The 22798-nt window shown below is 44.1% G+C and carries 26 protein-coding genes; 15 read left to right on the forward strand and 11 right to left on the reverse strand.

The features are described from left to right. Positions 1-214: 214 nt before the first annotated feature. From leuA to rdgB, 5 genes are all read left to right on the forward strand, one after another. A complete protein-coding gene (leuA, locus tag BLP85_RS04670; protein WP_092818981.1) occupies positions 215-1912 on the forward strand; it encodes a 2-isopropylmalate synthase in 1698 nt (565 codons plus the stop codon). 88 nt (positions 1913-2000) lie between these two features. After that, positions 2001-3161, forward strand: a complete 1161-nt coding sequence (metX, locus tag BLP85_RS04675; RefSeq protein ID WP_092818982.1) for a homoserine O-succinyltransferase MetX — start codon at positions 2001-2003, stop codon at positions 3159-3161. Next, entirely contained in the window at positions 3161-3754 is a 594-nt protein-coding gene (metW, locus tag BLP85_RS04680; protein ID WP_086175817.1) for a methionine biosynthesis protein MetW, read from the forward strand. The genes metX and metW overlap by 1 nt, the downstream gene beginning before the upstream one ends. After that, positions 3751-4338: a tetratricopeptide repeat protein gene (locus tag BLP85_RS04685; protein WP_092818983.1), complete on the forward strand. Its 588-nt coding sequence runs from the start codon at positions 3751-3753 to the stop codon at positions 4336-4338. Before metW ends, BLP85_RS04685 begins: the two co-directional genes overlap by 4 nt. Positions 4339-4445: 107 nt before the next feature. Continuing rightward, positions 4446-5072, forward strand: a complete 627-nt coding sequence (rdgB, locus tag BLP85_RS04690) for an RdgB/HAM1 family non-canonical purine NTP pyrophosphatase (RefSeq protein ID WP_092818984.1) — start codon at positions 4446-4448, stop codon at positions 5070-5072. Positions 5073-5189: 117 nt separating this feature from the next. On the opposite strand, the gene BLP85_RS04695 is transcribed toward rdgB, so the two are convergent. Further along, entirely contained in the window at positions 5190-6071 is an 882-nt protein-coding gene (locus BLP85_RS04695) for an AEC family transporter (RefSeq protein WP_092818985.1), read from the reverse strand. Between the two features lie 190 nt (positions 6072-6261). Between BLP85_RS04695 and tatA the strand changes: the two genes are divergently transcribed. The 4 genes from tatA (at position 6262) to BLP85_RS04715 (ending at position 10109) form a co-directional block, all read left to right on the forward strand. Then, positions 6262-6495, forward strand: coding sequence for a twin-arginine translocase TatA/TatE family subunit (gene tatA / locus BLP85_RS04700; protein WP_092818986.1), 234 nt, complete (start codon positions 6262-6264; stop codon positions 6493-6495). Positions 6496-6501: 6 nt separating this feature from the next. Beyond that, positions 6502-6969: a Sec-independent protein translocase protein TatB gene (tatB, locus tag BLP85_RS15145; RefSeq protein ID WP_092818987.1), complete on the forward strand. Its 468-nt coding sequence runs from the start codon at positions 6502-6504 to the stop codon at positions 6967-6969. Next, entirely contained in the window at positions 6966-7745 is a 780-nt protein-coding gene (tatC, locus tag BLP85_RS04710) for a twin-arginine translocase subunit TatC (protein ID WP_092818988.1), read from the forward strand. Before tatB ends, tatC begins: the two co-directional genes overlap by 4 nt. Before the next feature lie 156 nt (positions 7746-7901). Further along, positions 7902-10109 (forward strand): PhoX family protein, encoded by a 2208-nt coding sequence (locus tag BLP85_RS04715; protein ID WP_092818989.1) that lies wholly within the window; start codon positions 7902-7904, stop codon positions 10107-10109. Between the two features lie 42 nt (positions 10110-10151). On the opposite strand, the gene BLP85_RS04720 is transcribed toward BLP85_RS04715, so the two are convergent. Then, complete coding sequence (locus BLP85_RS04720; protein ID WP_092818990.1) at positions 10152-10934, reverse strand: NRDE family protein; 783 nt, start codon at positions 10932-10934, stop codon at positions 10152-10154. A gap of 93 nt (positions 10935-11027) precedes the next feature. Here BLP85_RS04720 and lgt point away from each other — a divergent pair, with 93 nt between their 5' ends. From lgt to BLP85_RS04735, 3 genes are all read left to right on the forward strand, one after another. Further along, positions 11028-11840: a prolipoprotein diacylglyceryl transferase gene (lgt, locus tag BLP85_RS04725; RefSeq protein ID WP_092818991.1), complete on the forward strand. Its 813-nt coding sequence runs from the start codon at positions 11028-11030 to the stop codon at positions 11838-11840. Positions 11841-11922: 82 nt separating this feature from the next. After that, positions 11923-12309 (forward strand): hypothetical protein, encoded by a 387-nt coding sequence (locus tag BLP85_RS04730; protein ID WP_092818992.1) that lies wholly within the window; start codon positions 11923-11925, stop codon positions 12307-12309. Then, on the forward strand, positions 12309-12674 hold the full coding sequence (locus tag BLP85_RS04735; RefSeq protein ID WP_092818993.1) for a hypothetical protein: 366 nt from the start codon (positions 12309-12311) through the stop codon (positions 12672-12674). The genes BLP85_RS04730 and BLP85_RS04735 overlap by 1 nt, the downstream gene beginning before the upstream one ends. A 128-nt stretch (positions 12675-12802) precedes the next feature. On the opposite strand, the gene rplT is transcribed toward BLP85_RS04735, so the two are convergent. Together rplT and rpmI are read right to left on the reverse strand one after the other, a co-directional pair. Then, positions 12803-13162 carry a 50S ribosomal protein L20 gene (gene rplT / locus BLP85_RS04740; RefSeq protein WP_004647525.1) on the reverse strand — a complete coding sequence of 120 codons (360 nt, stop codon included), beginning with the start codon at positions 13160-13162 and terminating at the stop codon, positions 12803-12805. An 11-nt stretch (positions 13163-13173) separates the two neighbouring features. After that, positions 13174-13368 carry a 50S ribosomal protein L35 gene (rpmI, locus tag BLP85_RS04745; RefSeq protein WP_092818994.1) on the reverse strand — a complete coding sequence of 65 codons (195 nt, stop codon included), beginning with the start codon at positions 13366-13368 and terminating at the stop codon, positions 13174-13176. Between the two features lie 236 nt (positions 13369-13604). Here rpmI and BLP85_RS04750 point away from each other — a divergent pair, with 236 nt between their 5' ends. Beyond that, on the forward strand, positions 13605-14864 hold the full coding sequence (locus BLP85_RS04750; protein ID WP_092818995.1) for an MFS transporter: 1260 nt from the start codon (positions 13605-13607) through the stop codon (positions 14862-14864). A gap of 103 nt (positions 14865-14967) precedes the next feature. Beyond that, positions 14968-15708, forward strand: coding sequence for a TonB family protein (locus tag BLP85_RS04755; protein WP_092818996.1), 741 nt, complete (start codon positions 14968-14970; stop codon positions 15706-15708). Positions 15709-15745: 37 nt separating this feature from the next. Here the strand turns inward: BLP85_RS04755 and BLP85_RS04760 are convergent, their stop codons facing one another. The 4 genes from BLP85_RS04760 to BLP85_RS04775 form a co-directional block, all read right to left on the reverse strand. Further along, complete coding sequence (locus BLP85_RS04760) at positions 15746-16171, reverse strand: YqaA family protein (protein ID WP_092818997.1); 426 nt, start codon at positions 16169-16171, stop codon at positions 15746-15748. 15 nt (positions 16172-16186) lie between these two features. Further along, on the reverse strand, positions 16187-16471 hold the full coding sequence (locus tag BLP85_RS04765) for a hypothetical protein (RefSeq protein ID WP_092818998.1): 285 nt from the start codon (positions 16469-16471) through the stop codon (positions 16187-16189). A 65-nt stretch (positions 16472-16536) separates the two neighbouring features. Then, positions 16537-17403: a HEPN domain-containing protein gene (locus tag BLP85_RS04770; RefSeq protein WP_092818999.1), complete on the reverse strand. Its 867-nt coding sequence runs from the start codon at positions 17401-17403 to the stop codon at positions 16537-16539. Beyond that, entirely contained in the window at positions 17400-18020 is a 621-nt protein-coding gene (locus BLP85_RS04775) for a glutathione S-transferase N-terminal domain-containing protein (protein ID WP_092819000.1), read from the reverse strand. Before BLP85_RS04775 ends, BLP85_RS04770 begins: the two co-directional genes overlap by 4 nt. Positions 18021-18344: 324 nt before the next feature. Between BLP85_RS04775 and BLP85_RS04780 the strand changes: the two genes are divergently transcribed. Next, complete coding sequence (locus tag BLP85_RS04780; protein WP_092819001.1) at positions 18345-18836, forward strand: Hsp20 family protein; 492 nt, start codon at positions 18345-18347, stop codon at positions 18834-18836. Positions 18837-18927: 91 nt separating this feature from the next. Here BLP85_RS04780 and infC read toward each other — a convergent pair whose 3' ends face one another. The 3 genes from infC to BLP85_RS04795 all read right to left on the reverse strand — a co-directional run bounded on the left by infC (position 18928) and on the right by BLP85_RS04795 (position 22796). Continuing rightward, positions 18928-19479, reverse strand: coding sequence for a translation initiation factor IF-3 (infC, locus tag BLP85_RS04785; protein WP_092819002.1), 552 nt, complete (start codon positions 19477-19479; stop codon positions 18928-18930). A gap of 5 nt (positions 19480-19484) precedes the next feature. After that, positions 19485-21407, reverse strand: coding sequence for a threonine--tRNA ligase (gene thrS / locus BLP85_RS04790; protein ID WP_092819003.1), 1923 nt, complete (start codon positions 21405-21407; stop codon positions 19485-19487). A gap of 234 nt (positions 21408-21641) precedes the next feature. Next, a complete protein-coding gene (locus BLP85_RS04795; protein WP_092819004.1) occupies positions 21642-22796 on the reverse strand; it encodes an alanine racemase in 1155 nt (384 codons plus the stop codon). Positions 22797-22798: the final 2 nt, after the last annotated feature.

The following is a 22798-nucleotide window of genomic DNA, read 5'->3' on the forward strand; positions in this document are numbered from 1 at the left end:
ATATTTCCGGAATAAATGGATTAATATTAAGTTATAGATTTACACAGTCTGTGGCAAAACTAACCTATAAGAAAGCATTGGTTTTATTACAACTTTCGACTAATGTTTTCCAGTGTCAGACTTGTAAATTGCTAAAATAGACACAATCTATATCAGTAGCAGGTTGCCGTTATCCACGACTTTAAGCAATCGGTGCTACACAAGGAGTTACCTCATGATGTTGGCTGATCCAAGTAAAAAATATCGTCGCATGTACCAGCGTGTCGACTTGCCAGACCGTCAATGGCCAAATAACGAAATTACCAAAGCGCCAATGTGGATGAGCACCGACCTTCGTGACGGTAACCAGGCCATTTTTGAACCGATGGATATGGATCAAAAGTTCAAGATGTTCCAGATGTTGGTCAAAATCGGTTTCAAACACATTGAAATCGGCTTCCCTTCTGCATCGCAAATTGACTTCGACTTCACCCGCAAATTGATTGAAGAAAATCATATTCCGGATGACGTTTACATCGAAGTGTTGGTGCAGGCACGTGATCATTTGATTCAGCGTACTTTCGAATCCTTGGTCGGTGCAGAACGTGCCATCGTGCATATTTACAACTCAAATTCTCCAACTTTCCGTCAAAAAGTCTTGAATGTGGATGTGGAAGGTGCTCGCCAGTTGGCGATCAATGCTGCGCAAAAAGTGAAAGAATACGCTGCGCAATATCCTGAAACTGAATGGGTATTCCAGTACAGCCCGGAATGTTTTTCTGCGACTGAATTGGAAGTGGCAAAAGCAGCCTGTGATGCCGTGACTGAAATCTGGGAAGCTTCACCTGAAAACAAAGTGATTTTAAACTTGCCTGCCACCGTAGAGGTATCTACACCGAATGTGTATGCCGACCAGGTGGAATGGATGCACCGCAATATTGAACGTCGTGATGGCGTGATTATTTCCGTGCACTGTCACAATGACCGTGGCTGTGGTATCGCTGCGTCTGAATTGGCGATTATGGCCGGTGCTGACCGCGTTGAAGGCTGTGTGTTTGGCAATGGTGAACGTACCGGTAACGTCGACGTTGCTGCGATTGCCTTGAACATGTACACCCAGGGTGTGGCACCAAACTTGGATTTCTCCAACATCAACGAAATTATTGCCACTGTTGAAGAATGTACCGGTTTGCCAGTGCACCCTCGTCATCCATATGCAGGCGACTTGGTGTTCACCGCATTCTCTGGCTCGCATCAGGATGCGATCAAGAAAGGGTTTGAATTCCAGAAAAACGAAGAAATCTGGGATATGCCTTACTTGCCAATTGACCCGAAAGACTTGGGCCGTGACTATGACGCCGTGATCCGTGTCAATTCACAGTCTGGTAAAGGCGGTATTTCTTACTTGTTAGAATCCAATTACAACGTGGTGTTGCCACGCCGCTTACAGATTGAATTCTCGCAAGTGGTTCAACAGGTAACGGATGAACAGGCCAAAGAAGTTTCTGCACAAGACATCTGGACCTTGTTCAAAGACACTTATGTAGCAGCGAAAGATGCTCATTACTCTGCCAAAAACTACAAATTGTCAGATGAAAATGGCAATCAGGTCATTGAGTTGGATATTGAAGTAAACGGCGAAGTTCAGCACTTGCGTGGTGAAGGTAACGGTCCGATCTCAGCCATCTTGAATGCATTACAGTTGCCAATTGACGTGTTGAACTATGAAGAACGCAGTATCGGTTCTGGTGCAAGTGCCAAAGCATTGGCCTTGGTTGAACTTCAGGTCAAAGGTACCGGTAAATCTGCATTCGGTGCCGGCGTGCATGACAACATCGTGACTTCATCTATCGAAGCGATTATTGCCTGCACCAACCGCTTGATTGACCAGGGTGTATTGAGTACCGATCAGGTCATTGCTGCTGCCGTATAAGCTTTATCAAATAAAAAACTTTAGAAAGGATACCCTCAAGTGGTATCCTTTTGTTATTCATTCTAAAGATTTAAGGCGAAAATTTCCTGTGTCTTTTCCAGCTGACTCAGTGGGCTTAGTTACCCCGCAAAAGTTTATTTTTGAAGAGCCGTTAGAGCTCGAATGTGACCGAATTCTTCCACGTTTTGAGCTCATGGTCGAAACTTATGGCGAACTCAATACTGACAAATCCAATGCCATCCTGATTTGTCATGCCTTGTCTGGCCATCACCATGCGGCAGGTTATCATCATGAAGATGACAAAAAACCGGGTTGGTGGGACGCATGTATTGGACCAGGCAAAGCCATTGATACCTCTAAATTCTTTGTCGTCGCCCTGAATAATATTGGCGGTTGCAGCGGTTCAACCGGCCCGATCTCGCCGAACCCGGAAAATGACAACCGTCCTTATGGCCCTGATTTTCCTCTCGTCACCGTGCGTGACTGGGTCAAAACCCAGGCCCTGCTCTCTGACCGTTTGGGCATTGATGTCTGGTATGCCATTATTGGCGGTTCTCTGGGCGGCATGCAGGCTTTGCAATGGTCGGTGGATTATCCGGACCGTTTAAAAAAATGCGTGATCATTGCCAGCGCGCCAAAACTGTCGGCCCAGAATATTGCCTTTAACGAAGTGGCGCGTCAGTCCATTTTGTCCGATCCGGACTTCCATAATGGCCGTTATCTGGAAAATGACAGCTATCCGAAACGCGGGCTGATTCTGGCACGTATGGTCGGTCATATTACCTATCTGTCTGAAGAAGCCATGAAACAGAAATTTGGCCGTGACTTGAAGTCGGGCAAATTTATGTACGGTTTTGACGTTGAATTCCAGGTCGAAAGTTATTTGCGTTATCAGGGCGAGCAGTTCAGCCGTAACTTTGATGCCAATACTTACCTGATTATGACCAAGGCGCTGGACTACTTTGACCCGTCCCGCGAGTACGAGCAGTCCTTGAAAAAAGCCATGGCCAATACCAAGTGCAAATTCCTTGTGGTTTCATTTACCACTGACTGGCGTTTTACTCCGCAGCGTTCACAAGAAATTGTCGATGCCCTGATCAGCAACCATAAACCTGTCAGCTATCTCGATATTGATGCAGAACAGGGTCATGATTCGTTCCTGTTCCCGATTCCGCTTTACGTTAAATCATTACGTGCATTTTTAGGTGGTGCAGAACACCTTGAAGCCACACCTAAGGAGACTGTGTAATGCGTATTGATCATCAACTGGCAGAAAAATGGATTAAACCCGATTCCAGCGTGCTGGATTTAGGCTGTGGCGATGGCGAACTGCTGGCACATATGAGCAAAAAGCACAATATTCGTGCATATGGCTTAGAAATTGATCAGGAAAAGATTGCAATTGCGGTAAGTCGGGGGTTAAATATTATCCAACAAGACTTGAACCTCGGTTTAAGCCGCTTTGCAGACCAGTCCTTTGACTATGTGGTGATGGCACAGGCCTTGCAAGCTGTAGATGCACCAGACGTATTATTGCGTGATATGGTGCGTGTAGGGAAACAGGCCATTATCACCTTTCCTAACTTTGCGCACTGGAAGACCCGTTCTTTCTTGGCATTAAAAGGAAGGATGCCGGTTTCGGAAGCTTTACCGTATATGTGGTATAACACGCCAAATATTCATTTATGTACTTTCCGTGATTTTGAAGCACTTTGTGCGGAAAATGATATCCGGATTATTAATCGACTCGCCGTCAATGGGGATCAGCAAGGTAGTTTACTCAGTAAACATATCCCGAATCTGTTTGGTGAAGTCGCTATTTATCGAGTGAGCGCACTATGAAAAAAATATTATTAAGCACACTATTTGTTGGACTGTTTAGCATTCAAGCTCATGCAGAATATGTTGCCCCTACAGCTTCGGTTTCAAGCCAGGCTGCGCAATATTCAGTCATGGATATCAATAGCCTGACCAAAGCTGCCAAAGCCGGTCAACCCGCTGCACAATTTTATCTGGCCACCAAATATCAGCAAGGCAGAGAAGTTCAAAAGGATGAGCAGCAAGCTTTTTCCTGGTACAAAGCTGCTGCCGATCAAGGTCTGACTGCTGCCCAATTAAATGTCGGTCGCATGCTGGCTGATGGTATGGGCACCAAAAAAGATGAAGCTTTGGCACGTAAATATTTTGAAAAAGCAGCAAGCCGTGGCGATAACCGCGCCAGCTTTAATCTGGCCATGATGGAAGAGCAAAAGAAAAACTATGTTGGCGCATATCAGTGGTATGAATTGTCTACCCGTGACGGCATGCTCGACAATAAAGTGATTTCACTGTCTGAAGGCAAGAAAACTGCTTTGGCTGCCAACTTGAGCCAGGAACAGATTCGTCAGGCACGTGACCGTGCAGACCAATGGATTCAGGCACAATAATTCTGCCTGATTCTATAAAGCACCTTCGGGTGCTTTTTTATTGGCTGATTCTTCGTCCCTATTTCAGGTAAAATTGAACTTATTTTAAAGATTAGAGTTTTTATCGAATGTCTGCACAAGATTGGTTATCTCAAGGCACACTTGTTCTTGCCAGCAACAACAAAGGGAAAATTGCCGAATTTGAAAAAATGTTTGCCGAGTTAAATCTGCCTGTAGAAGTAATTCCTCAAGGCAAACTGAATATTGAAGATGCGATTGAAGATGGTTTGAGCTTTGTGGAAAATGCCATTATTAAAGCGCGTCATGCATCCAAAATTTCAGGCAAACCGGCCATAGCCGATGACTCTGGTATTTGCGTTCCGGTACTGGGCGGTGCGCCGGGTATTTATTCTGCACGCTTTGCCGGCGAACATGGCAATGATGCAGCCAACAATGAAAAGCTCTTAAGCCGACTGAAACCGCTTCGTAAAGAAGGTGAAAGTATTGAGGGCATGTTTGTTTGTGTACTTGCACTGGTTCAGCATGCTGAAGATCCGCTGCCTCAAATTTTCCAGGGCATCTGGACAGGTGAAGTACTGGAAGCTCCTCGCGGCGAAAATGGTTTTGGTTATGACCCGCTATTCTGGTTGCCTGAACTGGGTATTTCCAGTGCCGAGATGAGCAAGGAAGATAAAAATAAAATCAGCCATCGCGGTCAGGCGATGGAGCTGTTTAAGGCAAGCCTGGAGAAGTAATTTCATTATTTATTCTCCCTCCTAAAAGGAGGGATGAGAAGCTCAGCTTCGCAAGGGAGGTTAATCTTTCAAAACCCTCTCTCTAACTCTCTCCCAAAGGGAGAGAGAACTCTTCATTTATAGTGCCGGCACTAATACATGCAGCAGTACCCCATAAATCCCGATCAATATCGCACTGGCTACAGTACCCGATGCAATATATTTTGCTGAATAGCCCGTCCCCTGATAATGCGTTTCCAGCGCCACAATATTCGCTGCTGGCGGCAATAGAAAGAACATCAACATTACGGCATAGGTCAGCATTTGATGCGGAATAGGCAAAAACAGATAAGCAGCTGCACACAATAAAACCGCCAATAACATCCTGCTACTGATGAACAGCAAACTACCTTTCAAATCACGCCAGCCAATCCTGACCTTGCTCAGCCACATTCCCAAAACACACATACCGGCAAAGGTCACCAAGACTTTATTGGCTTGGTAAATCAGCTGTATTAGGGGATGAGATTCATAGCTGCTGAAGTCCCAGAATGACAAAACAGCAGCCGTGGTCAAGGCAATGACAGGGGGTGACAGTATGACATTTTTAATAATAAATCCCGTATCCTGCCAGGTTTCACTCACCGCCATCACCGCACAGATATTGCCAAACAAAGAACCGCCGATATATAAGGCGACAATGGTACTGCTGGCTTCCGGTCCAAAAACGGCTAAAGCAAAAGGAAGGCCTAACCATGCACCATTCAAGTAACTGAAACACAGGGCTCGTAATTTGTCTTTTTGAAAATAATAAAAACCACTGAAGAAAACAATCGAACTGAACAGGCTGAAACCAATCAGCCACAGACTGCCTTCTTTATAAAACACCATATTGTAAATGATCAGCAGCGGTATAAAGAGACGGGCCAGCAAAGCTGCCAATAATGGCCGTATCGGCTTTAAAACATGCACTCCCCAATATCCGGCAAGAAAAGAAACAAGAGGAAGGATCAGTGCCATGAGGGTGCAAACTTGGTTTTTTACTTAAGAAACCCATCCTAGCACAGCTGATATTCAAACATGATCTTGCAGGGTTTATTTTTCATATTCATCTTGCCATGAATCTTTGTCTTAAAACCGAAACAGAAACGTCACGGCAATGTCATACAGACCTGTTGAGATAGTTCTCAATAAAAATGAGGATATTTTCATGGCAGGATTATCAATTTGGCACGTTGTCATTTTTGCAATTGTAGTGATTTTATTGTTTGGCACATCCAAACTGAAAAATCTGGGTAAAGATGTCGGCGGTGCAGTCAAAGATTTTAAAAAGTCGATTAAAGAAGATGAAGTCACGACTTCTGCATTAAATGAACCGCGCACCCTTGAACATCAAGGCAATCCTGCAGATGTCAATTCCACAGCAAAAACACATTCAGGCTAAAACGTTATGCTCAATATCGGTATGACTGAACTGCTGGCTTTTGGCATCATCAGTTTGTTGGTGCTCGGACCGGATAAGCTGCCGGAAGCTGCACGTTTTGCTGGAAAATGGTTTGCTAAAATCAAACGTATGATCAGTAACGTACAAAATGATATTGATCGAGAGCTGCGTTTGTCTGAACTACGGGAACAGATGCAACAGGAAATGCAGCGTATTCAAGAGCTGGAACAAAAGATGCAAGCTCAAATGCATGAACTACAACAACAATCACAACCTGCAGCAGAAGAACAAGCACAAAATGCAGTGCCACATAATAAAAATGCTCCCACTTTTTATATTTTTATTCAATCACAACAGCCCTGTAGTATTTATCTAAAAACACCGGGTTGTGCCAAGCAGACAATGATCCAAGCAGCACCCTTAAACAGCATGCCTGCAAGTGCACAGTTCAATCCGTTAAAGGTGGCCGTATGAGTACTCCCCTAGAGCACCAGTTACCCGCTCCCCTGGCAACGCAACAGCAATCAGCGCTTGAAGAAATGCCGATTACCCAGCATTTAATGGTACTGCGTAAACATCTGTTTAAAATGATTGCCTTGCTGATTGGCTTATTTTTTTGTTTATTGCCTTTGGCCAATAAAACCTACCAGGTTTTGTCGGAGCCGTTACGCGCACAGTTGCCTAGCACCTCGACCATGATTGCCACCGATGTCACGGCAACGTTTATGGCTCCCTTTAAGCTGAACTTTTTTGTGGCCTTGTTACTGGCCATGCCTTATATCCTTTATCAACTGTGGGCCTTTGTAAAACCTGCCTTATATGAAAAAGAAAAGAATCTGGCTTTACCCTTACTGATTGGCAGTATCTGTCTATTTTATATCGGAATCAGCTTTGCCTATTTTGTTGCCCTGCCTTCTATTTTGCATTTTTTTATCAGTGTTTCACCCGAAACCGTTGCCCCGATGACAGATATTAATAGCTATCTGGCCTTTTGTTTAAAGCTGTTCCTGGTATTCGGATTTACTTTTGAAATTCCGGTGATTACCTTGCTTTTAATCTTAATCGGGCTGGTCAGTACCGAACAATTGGTGGAAAAACGTCGCTTTATTGTGGTGGGCTGCTTCTTTGTGGCGATGTTTGTTACCCCGCCGGATGCCCTGTCGATGATTATGCTGGCCGTTCCAATGTGGCTGTTGTTTGAAATAGGTTTATGGCTGGGTAAGCTGCTGGAAAAACGGCGTACCGTTTAAATTCAACCGCGATGTTGTTAGCAGACAGAGGTCTGCTTTTTTCATAAAAACGACTTATTTTCTTCACCAGACTGTCATTCAAACGTCAGGACGCTGTCATATTTTTCACCTAAGTTTAAAACAACTTTACAACAACCATACATTTGGAAAATTATCATGACAGACTTTACGCCATATCATGAAGATCAAGAATTAGACAATAACACTTCTGAAAATATCCATTTTCGTGACATTTTAGAGCAGGCGATTACACGCCGCAGCCTCATCAGCAAAACTGCGAGCGGCGCAGTTGCCTTGACTTTGGCTTCAACTTTGACCGCTTGTGGCAGCGATAATGATAATGATACTGTTAGTGTAAGTAACCCAGGCACAACAACTCCTCCTGTTGATCCAACCAAATTACCGCAGAAATTGAGCTTTACTCCAGTCGCGAAAAACCTGAATGATATCGTGACGGTACCAGAAGGTTATGAAGCGAAAGTACTGTATGCAATGGGTGATTCCATCAATCAATCCTATGCTGCATGGGATGACAGCCAAGTTCCTTCAGGTCCAAGCTTCCAGTTCCGTTCTGGTGACTGTCATGATGGTATGAGCTATTTTGGTCTAAATACTACAACAGGCCGTTATGATGACACTAAATCTGATCATGGCTTATTAGTTTTAAACCATGAGTACATTAACCAGACTTTCTTACACCCGACAGGTCCGACCAATAAGGGAACGGGTCCTCGTCCTGAAGATGAAGTCATCCGTGAAGTCAATGCGCATGGCGTATCGATTATTCATCTGAAAAAAGACAGCAAAACCCAAGCCGTTGAAATTTTGAAAAATTCAATTTTCAACCGTCGCATCACCGCTTCTACCCCTATGACTTTTACCGGCGTTGCTGCAGGTTCAACTTTACTTTCAACCCGCTTCTCTCCATCTGGTTTAAAAACCCGTGGTACTCAAAATAACTGCGGTAATGGCTATACACCTTGGGGCACCTACCTGACCGCTGAAGAAAACTTCATCGGTTATTTTGTGCGTAATGCAACAGATGATACGTTGCGCAGCGCCAATGAAATTGTGGCATTAAACCGTTACGGTTTAAAACAAGGTGCTAAATCGCGTTATCAGTGGGAAACTGCAACAGGCAGCCTGGAACAGCAGGACATGTATGATCGCTGGAATGCATCAGTAATTGTTGGTAAATCTGCGAGTGAAGATTATCGTAATATCCCGAATACTTTTGGCTGGATTGTAGAAATTGATCCATTCGATAGCCGTCAGGACCCTGTAAAACGTACCTCGCTGGGCCGTTTTGCACACGAAGACTGCCGTACCAGCCGCGCCATTGAAGGTCAGAACCTGGCATTTTATATGGGTGATGACTCACGTGGTGAATACATCTATAAATTCGTTTCTGATGCGAAATGGGATGCAAAAGATGTCAACGGTGGCTATGCAGCCGGCGATAAATACATGAATAGCGGGAAACTGTATGTTGCCAAATTCAATAGCGATGGTACAGGTCAGTGGATTGAGCTATCGATGAGCAACCCGGCAATTTCTGCTTACACGACTTATAAATTTGCAGACCAGGCAGATGTCGTAACACATGCCCGTATCGCTGCAGATGCTGTTGGCGCAACCAAAATGGACCGTCCTGAATGGGTTGCGGTCAATCCGAACAATGGTGAAGTGTATGTCACTCTCACCAATAACAGTAACCGCGGTACCAACTATGTAACCGATGCCGCTAACCCACGTAACTATACAGATCCTGAAGGCGGCAAAGGTAACGTGAATGGTCACATTATCCGTTTCCGTGAAGATGCCGATAATACAACAGCCACCACATTCAAATGGGATATTTACCTGTTTGGTGCTGAAGCAAAAATGCTTGAAAATGTTAACCTGTCTGGCCTAACTGACAATAATGACTTTTCTAGCCCGGATGGCATGTGGTTTGACCCGCGCGGCGTACTCTGGATTCAAACCGACGACGGTGCCTACACTGACGTGACGAACTGCATGATGCTGGCTGCATTGCCGGGTACGATGGGTGATGGTGGCAAAGCAACTGCACTTTCAGGTGCGGGTACGCAAGATACCTTTATGGGTGCCAAAGTGACCGATGAAAATTTACGTCGCTTCCTGACTGGTCCGAAAGAGTGTGAAATCACTGGCGTAACCATGACACCGGATTACAAAGCCATCTTCATTAACGTTCAGCATCCAGGTGAAGATTCAACTGCTTATAATAATGCAACCAGCCACTGGCCTGCGACACAAACAGATCCAAGCAATACCACTGCACGTCCGCGTTCAGCAACGGTCGTGATTACCCGTAAAGATGGCGGAGTGATTGCTGGATAAGTTGCCAACATTCTTAAAATGCCGACCTCGTGTCGGCATTTTTTATTTACTCAAAGGTAAATCTATCTGGATAATATTGCCCTGGGTTTCCCCTTGCTGGGATTTTTCCTGCCACAGCCAGACATCGTTTTTCAGCCTTAAAAAATTGGAACAACGCGTGCCATACACCGGGCTTTGAATAAAGGTCGAAGAGAGTAATTCTTCCATCTCCAGACTGATGCCGGTTTGTGGCAGCAGTTCAGGAATAATTTTCCGTTCATCTTCCAGAATGTCCCATACCGCAAATTCCAGATCGGTTTTAGGGGTATCCTTATGCTGCAGCATCGGTAAAAATTCCTGGGTAAAGCGTTTACGCAGATGACGGGTCTTTTCCCAATGTTCGGTCATTAAACCATTTGACACCACATACACGCCTTGGGCTAAAACCTGCGGTGCTTCGCCACGGTTACTCATATAAACCGCCTGATTTGAATCCCCTAAAAACAAGTTAAAGCCGGCATAATCACACTGGCGTTTTTCCAATGCTTGCGCAAAGCGGATCGGCGTTAAATCGGATTCCAGAAAAGCCTGTATCAGATGACCGCGTGAAGTCGGATACTGTGTTTTATCACTGGCATCCCTGAAATTGGTCAACACTGCCCAGCGACCTGAGGCGGTAATCCCCATCCAGGTCCCGCCGGACTGCAAGTCTTTTCCGGCAATAATCGGACTGTTTTCCCAGCAATGCAATGCTGCACTCGGCCGCTGATAAAACTCATCCCGATTGGAAATCAGGCATAGCGGTGTATCATCCAGGACTTGCCAAGCTAAAGCTATAATACACATAATTCATGCTCTTTATCTTTACACATTGAATGTACAACATTTTTCCTAGGTTTCAGCTAAAATCTGTGCAAAACAGAATCACAAGGAACAGGAATGCTGACCTACCCGAATATAGACCCGGTTGCGGTATCGCTGGGACCATTACAAGTCCACTGGTATGGACTGATGTATTTACTGGCATTTTTATTTGCCTGGGGACTGGCAACCTATCGGACCAAACAGCGTGATGGCTGGACGCCAGACATGGTCTCTGACCTGATTTTCTATGGTGCCTTAGGGGTCGTGGTGGGTGGCCGTGTAGGCTATGTGTTCTTTTATGGCTTTGAACAGTTCCTGGCCAATCCGCTGTGGCTGTTTCAGGTCTGGACTGGCGGCATGAGCTTCCATGGCGGATTCCTGGGTGTCATGCTTGCCATGCTGTTCTGGTGCAAGAAATACCAGAAAACCTGGTTTCAGACGCTGGACTTTATTGCCCCTTGTGTCCCGACTGGCCTGATGTTCGGTCGTATTGGCAACTTTATCGGCGGTGAGCTTTATGGCCGTCCGGTCTCTGATCCAAACTTTGCACTGGGGATGATCTTCCCTACCGATCCATTGCAGTTGGTCCGCCATCCCTCACAGCTTTATCAGGCGTTGGGCGAAGGTTTAATCCTGTTTATTGTATTGTGGTGGTTCAGCTCCAAGCCGCGTCCACGTATGGCGGTTTCTGCCCTGTTCCTGATCGGTTATGGTATTGCACGTTTTGTGGTGGAATTCTTCCGCGAACCCGACAATGGCCAGCTGTTTATTGGCTGGATGAGTAAAGGCCAGTTCCTGACTGTCCCGATGATTTTGATTGGCCTGTGGATGATGTGGTATGCCTATCAAAAGAAAATCTATGACTGGGGTCCAAATAAAAATAGTTAATTTCTAGCGAGGCAAAAGCCTCGCTTTTTTATGGCTGTTTTTGCTAAAGTGCCATTAGCTCTTACTTATCTATCAGAAAAATATGCTCGAATTCTGGTTTAATCCTAAAGTTTCCATCCTTCATAAACTGCTGATCTTTGTGGGGATTGCCATCGCCACAGGCGTGCTGTACTGGATGGAACCTCTCAAACCGGATGCCATCCTGATGTTCATGGGTACAGGGATTATTTTCCTGATTTGCCGTTACTGCAAAATTCATTTTGCTGCCAAAAACCCGACCGGCCTGTTCTATCGACTCTTGGTCTGGATTCCAATTGCCCTGCTGCTGGCCCTGATTTTCATGCATATGCAAAATGGTGAAATTCTCATTCCAGGTGCCCAAGGCACTGGTTTTATGGCTTTGGCCATCTGCCTGTTTTCACCCTTGTCTTTACTGAATAAAAATGATTCTTTGGATGAGCAAAAATAATGCTGGAATTCTGGTATTCAGACCAATGTAGCCGCCAGCTGAAACTGATGGTCTGTATTGCGACCTGTGTAATCGTTTATCTCTGTTCCACCGTACAGCAGCTTTCGCCGATGTTGACAGGAATAAGCGTGGGCATTGGTATGGGAATTCATGTTTTAAGAGCATTAAGTTTAAAAATTGCCGCAGATAATCCTTATAAGAAAGGTTTTGCAATTCTTGTATTCATCATGCCACTGATGGCCATAATTACCTTGCTTTCTGTGTTGCCCACACAACATAAACTGATGCTCGCCATTCAGGCGATTGGCTTTGCTGCCATTGGCCTCTTTATATTATCGACCTTTCCTAAGCGCAGGTTTGATTAAATTGAAATAAATTTGTTTCGAATGTATTGCAGACAGTTAAATCACCCGAAATCCATATCGCATGTATTTTAAAGCCGAAAATAAAAAAGACCGCTAAAAAGCGGTCTTTTTCAATCATCAAGCGATGATTAAGCAGCTAATGCATCTTTAGCTTTAGAAGCCAAAGCAGCAAATGCAACTGCGTCATGCATAGCGATGTCAGCAAGTACGCGACGGTCGATAATCACTTGAGCTTTTTTCAAGCCAGCGATCATACGGCTGTACGACAAACCATTTTGACGAGCACCGGCATTGATACGTGCAATCCACAAAGCGCGGAATTGACGTTTCTTTTGACGACGGTCACGGTAAGCGTATTGACCAGCTTTGATTACTGCCTGGAACGCTACGCGATAAACACGTGAACGCGCGCCATAGTAACCTTTAGCACGAGCAAGAATTTTTTTGTGACGGCGATGAGCCTGTACACCACGTTTTACACGAGCCATTTATAATCTCCTTAGATGTATGGGCACATAGCACGAACTGAAGCAACGTCACTCACGTGAACCATTACACAGCCGCGCAACTGACGGATACGTTTAGAAGACTTTTTGGTCAAAATGTGGCGTTTGAACGCTTGTTTACGCTTGAAACCGTTAGCAGTCGCTTTGAAACGTTTAGCTGCACCACGGCGAGTTTTTAACTTAGCCATAACAACCTCTTTAAACACCTGTTCGGCACGTCTGCACCATTGCAAAAACGACCTGCAGGTAAGGGAGCGAACATTCTAAAGCATCTTTGTTCAAAACAAAAGCAGATATACCGAAAATAGTATGCCAATCATCTGTTTCACTTAGTCTTATTTTCACTATCAAAAGCGGGATGTTTTTATTAATAAATCCACTATTCGGCATTATAATTATCACACCATAAGAATACTGGACTGCTATGAACCCTGCACAGGATGCTTTTGCCGCCCTGCGTTATCGTGACTTTTCCATTGTCACGATTAACCAGTTCTGCCTGACGCTCGCCATTTTAATTCAAGAAATTATTGTCGCGTATTCGCTGTATCAGATTACCAAAGACCCTTTGACGCTGGGTTTGATTGGCCTGGCCGAAGCCATTCCCTTTATTGCCTTGTCCTTGTGGGGTGGCTATTTCGCCGACCGCTTTAACAAACAGACCATCATGAAAATCTGTCTGTTCTTTGCCGTGCCCTTGCCTGTGGTTTTATGGTGGCTATTTCATGCTTATGGCTTGGCTCAAATTAGCGTAAATGCCCTGTCTTGGGGAATTTATGCGGTGATCTTTGCGTTGGGAACCATCCGTGGCTTCTATAATCCTTCTGCCACTTCACTCAAGCCTTTTCTAATCCCGCGTGAGCTTTATGCGAATGGCGCGACCTGGACCACCATTGGCTGGCAAAGCGGCGTGATTATTGGTCCCATGCTTGGTGGTTTTATGCTGGCTTTTTTAGGCCGTGAAAACAGTTTATGGACCGTAGCCGGGTTATTGGCCATCTGTTTTATCCTGATTAACCTACTACAAAAACGCAGTTTTCCCAAAATTGAAACGGATAATTTAATCGAAAGTTTGGGAGATGGTTTCCGCTTTATCTGGAAAACCAAAATCGTGCTTTGGGCCATTTCGCTGGATCTGGTTTCGGTGCTGTTTGGCGGGGTCATTGCCTTACTGCCGATCTTTGCCGAAGATATTTTAAAAGTCGGGCCTGAAGGTTTGGGTTACTTGCGTGCAGCACCTTCGATTGGTGCACTCATCACCATGATTGCCTTAACCAGATTTCCACCGACCCAAAATGCATGGCGGAATATGTTACTCGCGGTTGCCGGGTTTGGCATGTTTACCCTGCTGTTCGCCTTCTCGAATAACCTGTGGCTGTCTTTATTTGCTTTAGCCATGACCGGTGCCTGTGACAGTATTTCAGTGGTCATCCGCCAGACCATTCTGCAAATTTATCCGCCAGAAAATATGCGTGGCCGTGTCGCTGCGGTGAATGGCATGTTTGTTTCATCTAGCAATGAACTGGGCGCTTTTGAATCTGGTTTAGCCGCGAAATATATGGGCACCATTATGGCAACCGTCTTTGGGGGCTGTATGACCATGGTTGTAGTGGCGCTGAGCTGGGCAAAAACCCGCGATTTATTTGGCGTCGACATTACCAAAGTGCATGATCATGAACATTAATTGAATTTTTAGACTTGCCAGTATTTCCAATTCAGGAAATACTGCGTACTCAAAATACCCGGCTACCGCTGCAATATCTGGTTTGACTAAGAAATAAATATTTATGAAACAAATACTGTGTTTTTCTCTACTCATGTGCTTACCCTTCAGTACTGTTTACAGTGCTGAATCCAAAGCAACCAAACAGCTTGCCGTTCAGAAAAGTGCAGCCCTTCCCGCACATTTGACCACACGCATTCAGTGGACCAAATTTCCGCGTCCAAACTATAAAAATGAAGATTTAAAAGACCAGAACCGTAGCGCCATTATCCGTATTTATGCCGATGAAACTGGCAATATCAGCAATGCCAGCGTACAGGAAAGTACCGGCTTAGCCCATCTGGATAACCTGTTGGTTCAAGCCGTGCGTGAAGCACGTGTCAAACCCCATATGGAAAACGATACGGCGACACCGCTTATTGGCTATCAAACCTTTAGCTTAAAGTTAGACCAGGAGGATGTTGAAACCTGTCCCTATCAGTTTGAATCGAAAAATTGGCAGGCTCAACAGCAGAACAGAAAAACAGCTTTTTCATACCGCGCCCAGCCTCAGCTAGACCTCGATTCGGAATTACTCAATGGTCACAATCGTAGCGTTAAATTCAATTTTAAGGTGAATAAACACGGTGATGTGAAAAAAGTCAAAGTTACTCAGGGTTCGGGGATTTATGCTTTAGATCAAAAAGTTGTTCAAGCCGTATCCAATAGCCAAGTTAATGTAAAACGCACGGCCAGCACGTTATGGATGTATAAAAAATCCAGTTTTAAAGATGAAATTAAGTTCGACTTAAATCACTGTGAATAAGCAAAATAAAAACGGGATGCGCAAGCATCCCGTTTTTTTAAAACAGCCTAAAAACCAAATAGATAAACAAGTAACGCCCTATTTTAGCTATCGAAACCATCAACAGGAATCGGGCAAAATTTTCTTTTAGCAGACCGGCAATCAGGGTAATCGGATCGCCAATTATGGGCACCCAACTCAGCAATAATGACCAATAACCATATTTGTGATATTTCGCCTGTGCTTTCATCATTTGCTGCTGTGAAACAGGAAACCATTTTTTGTCTTTGTAGTGTTCAATCTTAAAACCGAGCCACCAGTTCACGCAGGATCCCAAAATATTTCCCAAACTTGCAACAAACAGTAGCCACGGAACTGAATGGCTACCCTCCGCCAAAAAAGCCAATAAAACCGCTTCGGACTGTAGGGGCAATAAGGTTGCCGCACCAAAGGCCGAAATAAACAGCAACAGGTAAGCCGGCATCAGGCTGCGACCGGTTTAAAGCCCGAGTTTCTTCTTGGTTGAGGTATATTCATAAACTGTCCAAAGCAAAGCCAGAATCAGAACCAGATAACGGCTATAGCTATAGCGCTGTGTCAAAGGCTGGATGGCTGCGTATAAAGCATTCTGGTCCTGGGTATTTAAAGTCGCCATAAAATTCTGGATGTGCACGGCTTCGGCAATAAAAAGGATTAGACAGGCCGCTATACCAAAAATAATGCTCCAATAGATTTTGGTATTGTGTTCCAGAATACGCGTTGAATTTAAAAAGAATGCTTTCATAAGGTGCTGATCCAATAAAAAACCACCGCATGGGTGGTTTATTTAACAGTTGAGACTACTATAACTTACTTCTGCGCAATTATGAAACGAGGAGGATTTTGTTGGTAATAACGAGTAAATTTAATTACTTCCCCGATAAAACTTCTTGCTCTTAAAGCAAAATCAACTATATCTAAAAACTCTTTATCTATTGCGGAATATCTAGATTTAGCAAAATCAGGAAAACCAATAATATATTTTGTTAAAGAATCTTTTTGTTTTTCATCAGCACAAGGTAAAAGTTGGATGAGCTTTTTTAGATCATGACCCGCTATATCTTTATTACTGAGTATTTTTTCCTCTATACCATTGTGTAGCAAAACTGCCTTAATTGTTAATTCAGCCAACAAATGTATATTTTGAAATATCGTATTATTTTCAAAATTATTTATAAGACCATATGTCACAAGCTCAAGATGATTTCTTGCCTCATTCCATAATACACCTTCTAATTTACTTGCTTTTTTCCCCTGCAATGAAATCAATCCGAATCGAACAAAGTGATCAATACTTAAAATTATTTCTTTATAAATTTCATGATCTCGAAAATAAAAAGTCTCAAATTCAGAGATATCTTTAAAATTCAATAATTTTTCAGGATCTATCACAGGAAATCCATCAAATGCATATAATTCAAATTTTTTAACTCGATCTAAACTAGTAATAAAACCAGTAATTTGAGGTTTCCATCCTAAAATGCCCTGCGGAAATTTTTCTCTATAGTATGCTTGCAAAGCTAAGTGATGCGGATCACCTAATGAATCATCACATTTCCGCTTATATAATTTCGGATAGATTACTGTTGCAAATCTATCCGCTCTATTATGGAAAGCTACTTTCTGTTTGATTAATTTCTTTTCAATTTCAAAAAGATCATTTATATCAATTTTCATGTAATTTGAATCGACAATGCTTTCTGAATGGCTGGACGTGCAGTCAGTCGATCTACATATTCTTTTACATAAGGATAATCTTCAAGCTGAATTTGCTGCCATTCATGGCGTAATATCCACGGTAAAATCGCCATATCGGCAATCGAATACTCGCCCGCCACATACTTCTGCCCGATCAGCTGCTTGTTCAGTACCCCGTACAGACGCTTGGTCTCGGCTACATAACGGTCTATGGCATAAGGAATTTTTTCCGGCGCAAAACGGCCAAAATGATGGTTCTGTCCCAGCATCGGTCCCAAACCACCCATTTGCCACATCAACCATTGTTCAACTTCAACGCGCTGTTGCTCATCGACAGGATAATACAACCCGGTTTTACGGCCCAAATACTGCAAAATTGCTCCGGACTCAAATACTGAAATGGCTTCACCACGCGGTCCATCCTGATCCACAATCGCGGGAATTTTATTGTTGGGAGAAATACGCAAAAAGTCAGGTTGAAACTGATCATTTTCTAAAATATTGACTGGAAAAATTTGATATTCCAAACCCATTTCTTCTAATGCTATTGTAATTTTATGACCATTGGGCGTTCCCCAATAATAGAGATCAATCATGTTTGCTACCTTTTGCCTTTTTCGTTTTACATGACGTTATTGAACTGCGTACTTAGTTATAGCATGTTTTTTATGGAAAAATCTTAAATCCTTAGCAACGCTTAGAAGTAAAATTACCAATCTCAACACTTATTCTGATTTAGCCTGACCAGATTTCTGCATCCTTTAAAAAATGAATTTCAGTGATTGAAAATATGCCAAACAGTCTTATATAAAAATAAGGCAATGATCTTTTCAGAGATTGCTTGAAATACTGTGAATGCAATAGCAAACAGGATTTTTTCCTGTTTGTAAAAACTTCGTGATCCTCAGGAGGTTCTATCAATGAGCAGTTTCAGCCTTAGTCCGCTATTCCGCCGAAGTATTGGCTTTGATCGCTTCAATGACCTGTTCGATTATGCAATGCAAAGCGATACTCCAAATTATCCACACTATAATATTGAAAAAACAGGCGATAATAATTACCGTATTGTTGTTGCCACTGCCGGATTTAATCAGGACCAGCTCGAGATTAATCTGGAAAACCAGTTATTGACCATTACCGGCAAAGCCGTGGACGAGTCTTCAGACAGCACGGTCGAGTTTCTGCATAAAGGGATTTCCAGCCGTTCATTTAAACTGTCGCTACGCCTGGATGAACATATAGAGGTCCAACAAGCCGATTATGAAAATGGTTTACTGAAAATCGATTTGCAACGCAGTGTTCCCGAAGAAGCCATGCCGCGCCAGATTCCAATCGGCAGCAAAACCACGCAGCAGCTCGCTTCACCTCAACAGGAAAACGGCGAAACAAGTCCTCAAGAAACAGGTCAATGACGGCTCTTTTGAATACTGTTAAAAAGCCAATTCAAAAGTCATAGCCATAAAAAAGCCCTGCTTTTGCAGGGCTTTCTTCGTCAAGAGAGGCTTACTTTTTCTTTTTAGGACCAAGCAGCATACCCATTTGACGACCTTCCATTTTTGGCGCTTGTTCAACTACACCGACTTCAGCCACATCTGCTTCAACTTTTTGCAATTGAGCCAGACCAAGCTGCTGGTGAGCCATTTCACGACCACGGAAACGTAAAGTGATTTTTACCTTGTTGCCTTCTTCAAGGAACTTGATAATGGCACGTAATTTTACGTTGTAATCACCAACATCAGTCGCAGGGCGGAGCTTGATTTCTTTCACCTGTACTTGATGCTGTTTTTTCTTCGCTTCTTTCTGCTTTTGCTTCAGATCAAACAAATGCTTGTTGAAGTCCATGATTTTGCACACAGGTGGCTCAGCATTTGCAACAATCTCAACCAGGTCAAGATCGGCAGCTTCAGCTGCACGTAAAGCATCATTTAAGCTTACGATGCCTTTTTGCTCGCCATTTTCGTCTACAAGACGGACTTCTTTCGCACGAATTTCATCATTCAAAGCAGGACGGTTTGATTTGTTACCGCCCTGTTGATTACGGTCAGGCTGTTTAATCGCTTTTACTCCACAATGTACCGGCCGCGTTCGGCAACGGCTGCTTTCACTAGGTCAACGAAGGCATCGATTGACATAGTACCCAAATTTTTTCCTGAGCGGGTACGCACATTTACTGTACCTTCCTCTACTTCACGGTCCCCAAGTACCAGCAAGTAAGGAATACGCTCTAAAGTACGTTCACGAATCTTAAAGCCGATTTTCTCATTTCTCAAGTCGGAAATGGCACGAATTCCGTTTTCTTTAAGTTTAGCGACGACTGACTCACATGCTTCCGCTTGAGAATCGGTAATGTTCATTACACATGCTTGTGTAGGCGCCAACCAAGGTGGCATAAAGCCTGCATAGTGTTCAATCAGTATACCAATAAAACGTTCGAAACTGCCAAGAATTGCACGATGTAACATAACAGGCTGATCACGGTCGTTATCTTCTGTTACGTAAGATGCTTCCAGACGCTCCGGCAAGTTGAAGTCACACTGAATGGTACCGCACTGCCATACACGGCCCAGACAGTCTTTCAATGAGAATTCAATCTTCGGACCGTAGAATGCGCCCTCACCCGGTTGCAGTTCCCATTCAAGACCAGCAGCATTCAAAGCATCTGCCAGAGATTTTTCCGCCATGTCCCAAAGTGCATCATCACCGACACGTTTTTCCGGACGTGTAGAGAGTTTCATTTGAACATCTTCAAAACCGAAGTCTTTATAAACGTCTAAAGTCAGTTTAATAAAGTCTGCAACTTCAGTTCCAATCTGTTCTTTGGTACAGAAAATGTGCGCATCATCCTGGGTAAAGCCACGCACACGCATAATACCGTGTAATGAACCTGATGGCTCGTTACGGTGACATGAACCAAACTCAGCCAGACGGATTGGCAGGTCACGGTAAGATTTCAGCCCCTGGTTGAACACCTGTACGTGACATGGGCAGTTCATTGGTTTTACCGCATAATTACGGTTCTCTGAATGCGTGGTGAACATGTTGTCTGCATAGTTTGCAGCATGTCCTGATTTTTCCCAAAGCGTGAAATCGACCACTTGTGGGGTACGGATTTCAAGATAACCATTCTCTTGCTGAACTTTACGCATGTACTGCTCAAGTACCTGATAAATGGTCCAGCCGTTTGGATGCCAGAACACCATACCCGGTGCTTCTTCCTGCATATGGAACAAGTCCAGGGCTTTACCGATTTTACGGTGATCGCGCTTTTCAGCTTCTTCAATACGCTTGATGTAAGCTGCAAGCTGTTTCTTGTCCGCCCAGGCTGTACCATAGATCCGTTGTAGCTGTTCGTTCTTCGCATCACCACGCCAGTAAGCACCCGAGATTTTAGTGAGTTTGAACGATTTTAAGAATTTGGTATTCGGTACGTGCGGACCACGGCACATATCCAGATAGTCCTGATGGTAGTACAAGCCCATTTGTGTTTCTTCAGGCATGTCTTCAATCAAGCGGAGTTTGTATTCTTCGCCACGTGCAGTGAATTCTTTGATGACTTCATCACGCGGTGTCATTTTTTTGATGACATCATAGTCTTGGTCGATGAGCTTTTTCATGCGCTCTTCGATTGCCGCCAAGTCGTCTAGAGTAAATGGACGCGGCATCCAGATGTCATAGTAGAAACCCTCTTCAATGACCGGACCAATCACCATTTTTGCTTCTGGGAACAATTGCTTAACCGCATGGCCAACCAGGTGTGCACAAGAGTGACGAATGATGTGTACACCATCTTCATCTTTAGGCGTGATAATTTGTAAGGTTGCATCTTCGGTGATGAGATCAGACGCATCAACCAAGCGATCGTTTACACGACCAGCAACTGTATTTTTTGCAAGACCCGGACCAATGCTCAGTGCAACGTCCATCACAGATACGGCTTGATCAAACTGTTTTTGATCGCCATTTGGCAAAGTGATAATTGGCATAAAAAATCCTTAAGGAGTGATGCCCCGTACCATAGGGCATGTCACCGCGAGATTATGATCGAGGGAGAACCTCAAAAGATAAAAACGGTGGATAAATAAAAATCGCCTAGAATTTTACACGTCTTATCCACAGGATTAAACCTTTTCACCTATAAAATTCGCAATTTGGCACATTTTGAATTTATTTGCCAATGCCTTAGCTCTCGCTCAATGCAGCAATTTCCACTTCTTTTTTTATTCTCTAAAGCTATCCCATGCTTCGAACTTGCCCTGTGCATAGGCATATAGCTGGGCAAATTGCGGAATTACCGCTTCGCTCTGGGTGGGTCTTAAAAACACATAATCATCCCGATCGATCTCACAGGATTTCGGCACCAGCAGCATTTCCTGATTGCTACTGCGTCCATATAAACCATGCAGCTTGCTTTTTTCAGGATAAAGATAATCGGCCTGCCAGTAACCGCCATACACAAACAGAGCCTTATATTTATGCGGAAAATGGTTCAGGACTTCCAGACCCGGCAATTGGCTATAGCGCAAAACTTTTAACACGGGTGTGGCTATCCATAATGCGCATTGCAGTTCAGCCAGACTGGCCAGCTCGAAATCGCCAGGCTTGAGCAGCAGCGAGCCAAAAGCCAGATCATTACAGACACTCTGCTGACAATGCTGCATAAACGTGGGACTGCCGCCACCGTTAAAACATAAATCTTCATGCCATAAATTGGGGAATTGCTGCCGAATAATGTCGATGTACTGTTGATAACTTTGCTGCGATTGTTGATAACTCTTTTCCGCAGACTTTAAAAATCTGGGCAATTTGGCGACATGCGCGTCATAACCCATTAAACCGGTGAATTTAAGATGGGCCGAATGTTGCTGGATCAGCTTGAGCAAGGCCCGAAATTGCTGCGGGTTTTGTACCCCACCCCGATGCAGTCCCACATCAATCTCAATATTCACATTCAGGCAGATGTTAAACCATTGTGCCAGCTGCAAATATTGCTGCAAGCGCCCCAGATCATCAATCAGCCACTGAATATCTGGCTGCCGATCACCTGCCGCCTGATAAAACTGCTCTACAGCGTGTATCGGCATCGGTTTGCCCAGCAGAATATCAGCCTGGGGGAATGGTGCATGAATACTGAAAATGTGTGGAAGATGAAACAGCATAAAGCGCCGGGTGTTCAGTTTTTCACTGGCCAGTTTAAGCAGTGACAGGCTGGCTAGGGATTTCACCACTAAACGCGGTTTTAATTGTGCAGACAAGTGTGGCTGCACAATATCCAGATTATGCTGATACGCCGCCAGATCCAGAATCAGTTGTGGCGTACCTGTGCCCTGCTGTTGTAAATCCTGCGTCAGTTGCTGAAAGTAGTCGAATTGCATCA

This window comes from Acinetobacter kookii, assembly GCF_900096895.1.
GTDB lineage: Bacteria > Pseudomonadota > Gammaproteobacteria > Pseudomonadales > Moraxellaceae > Acinetobacter > Acinetobacter kookii.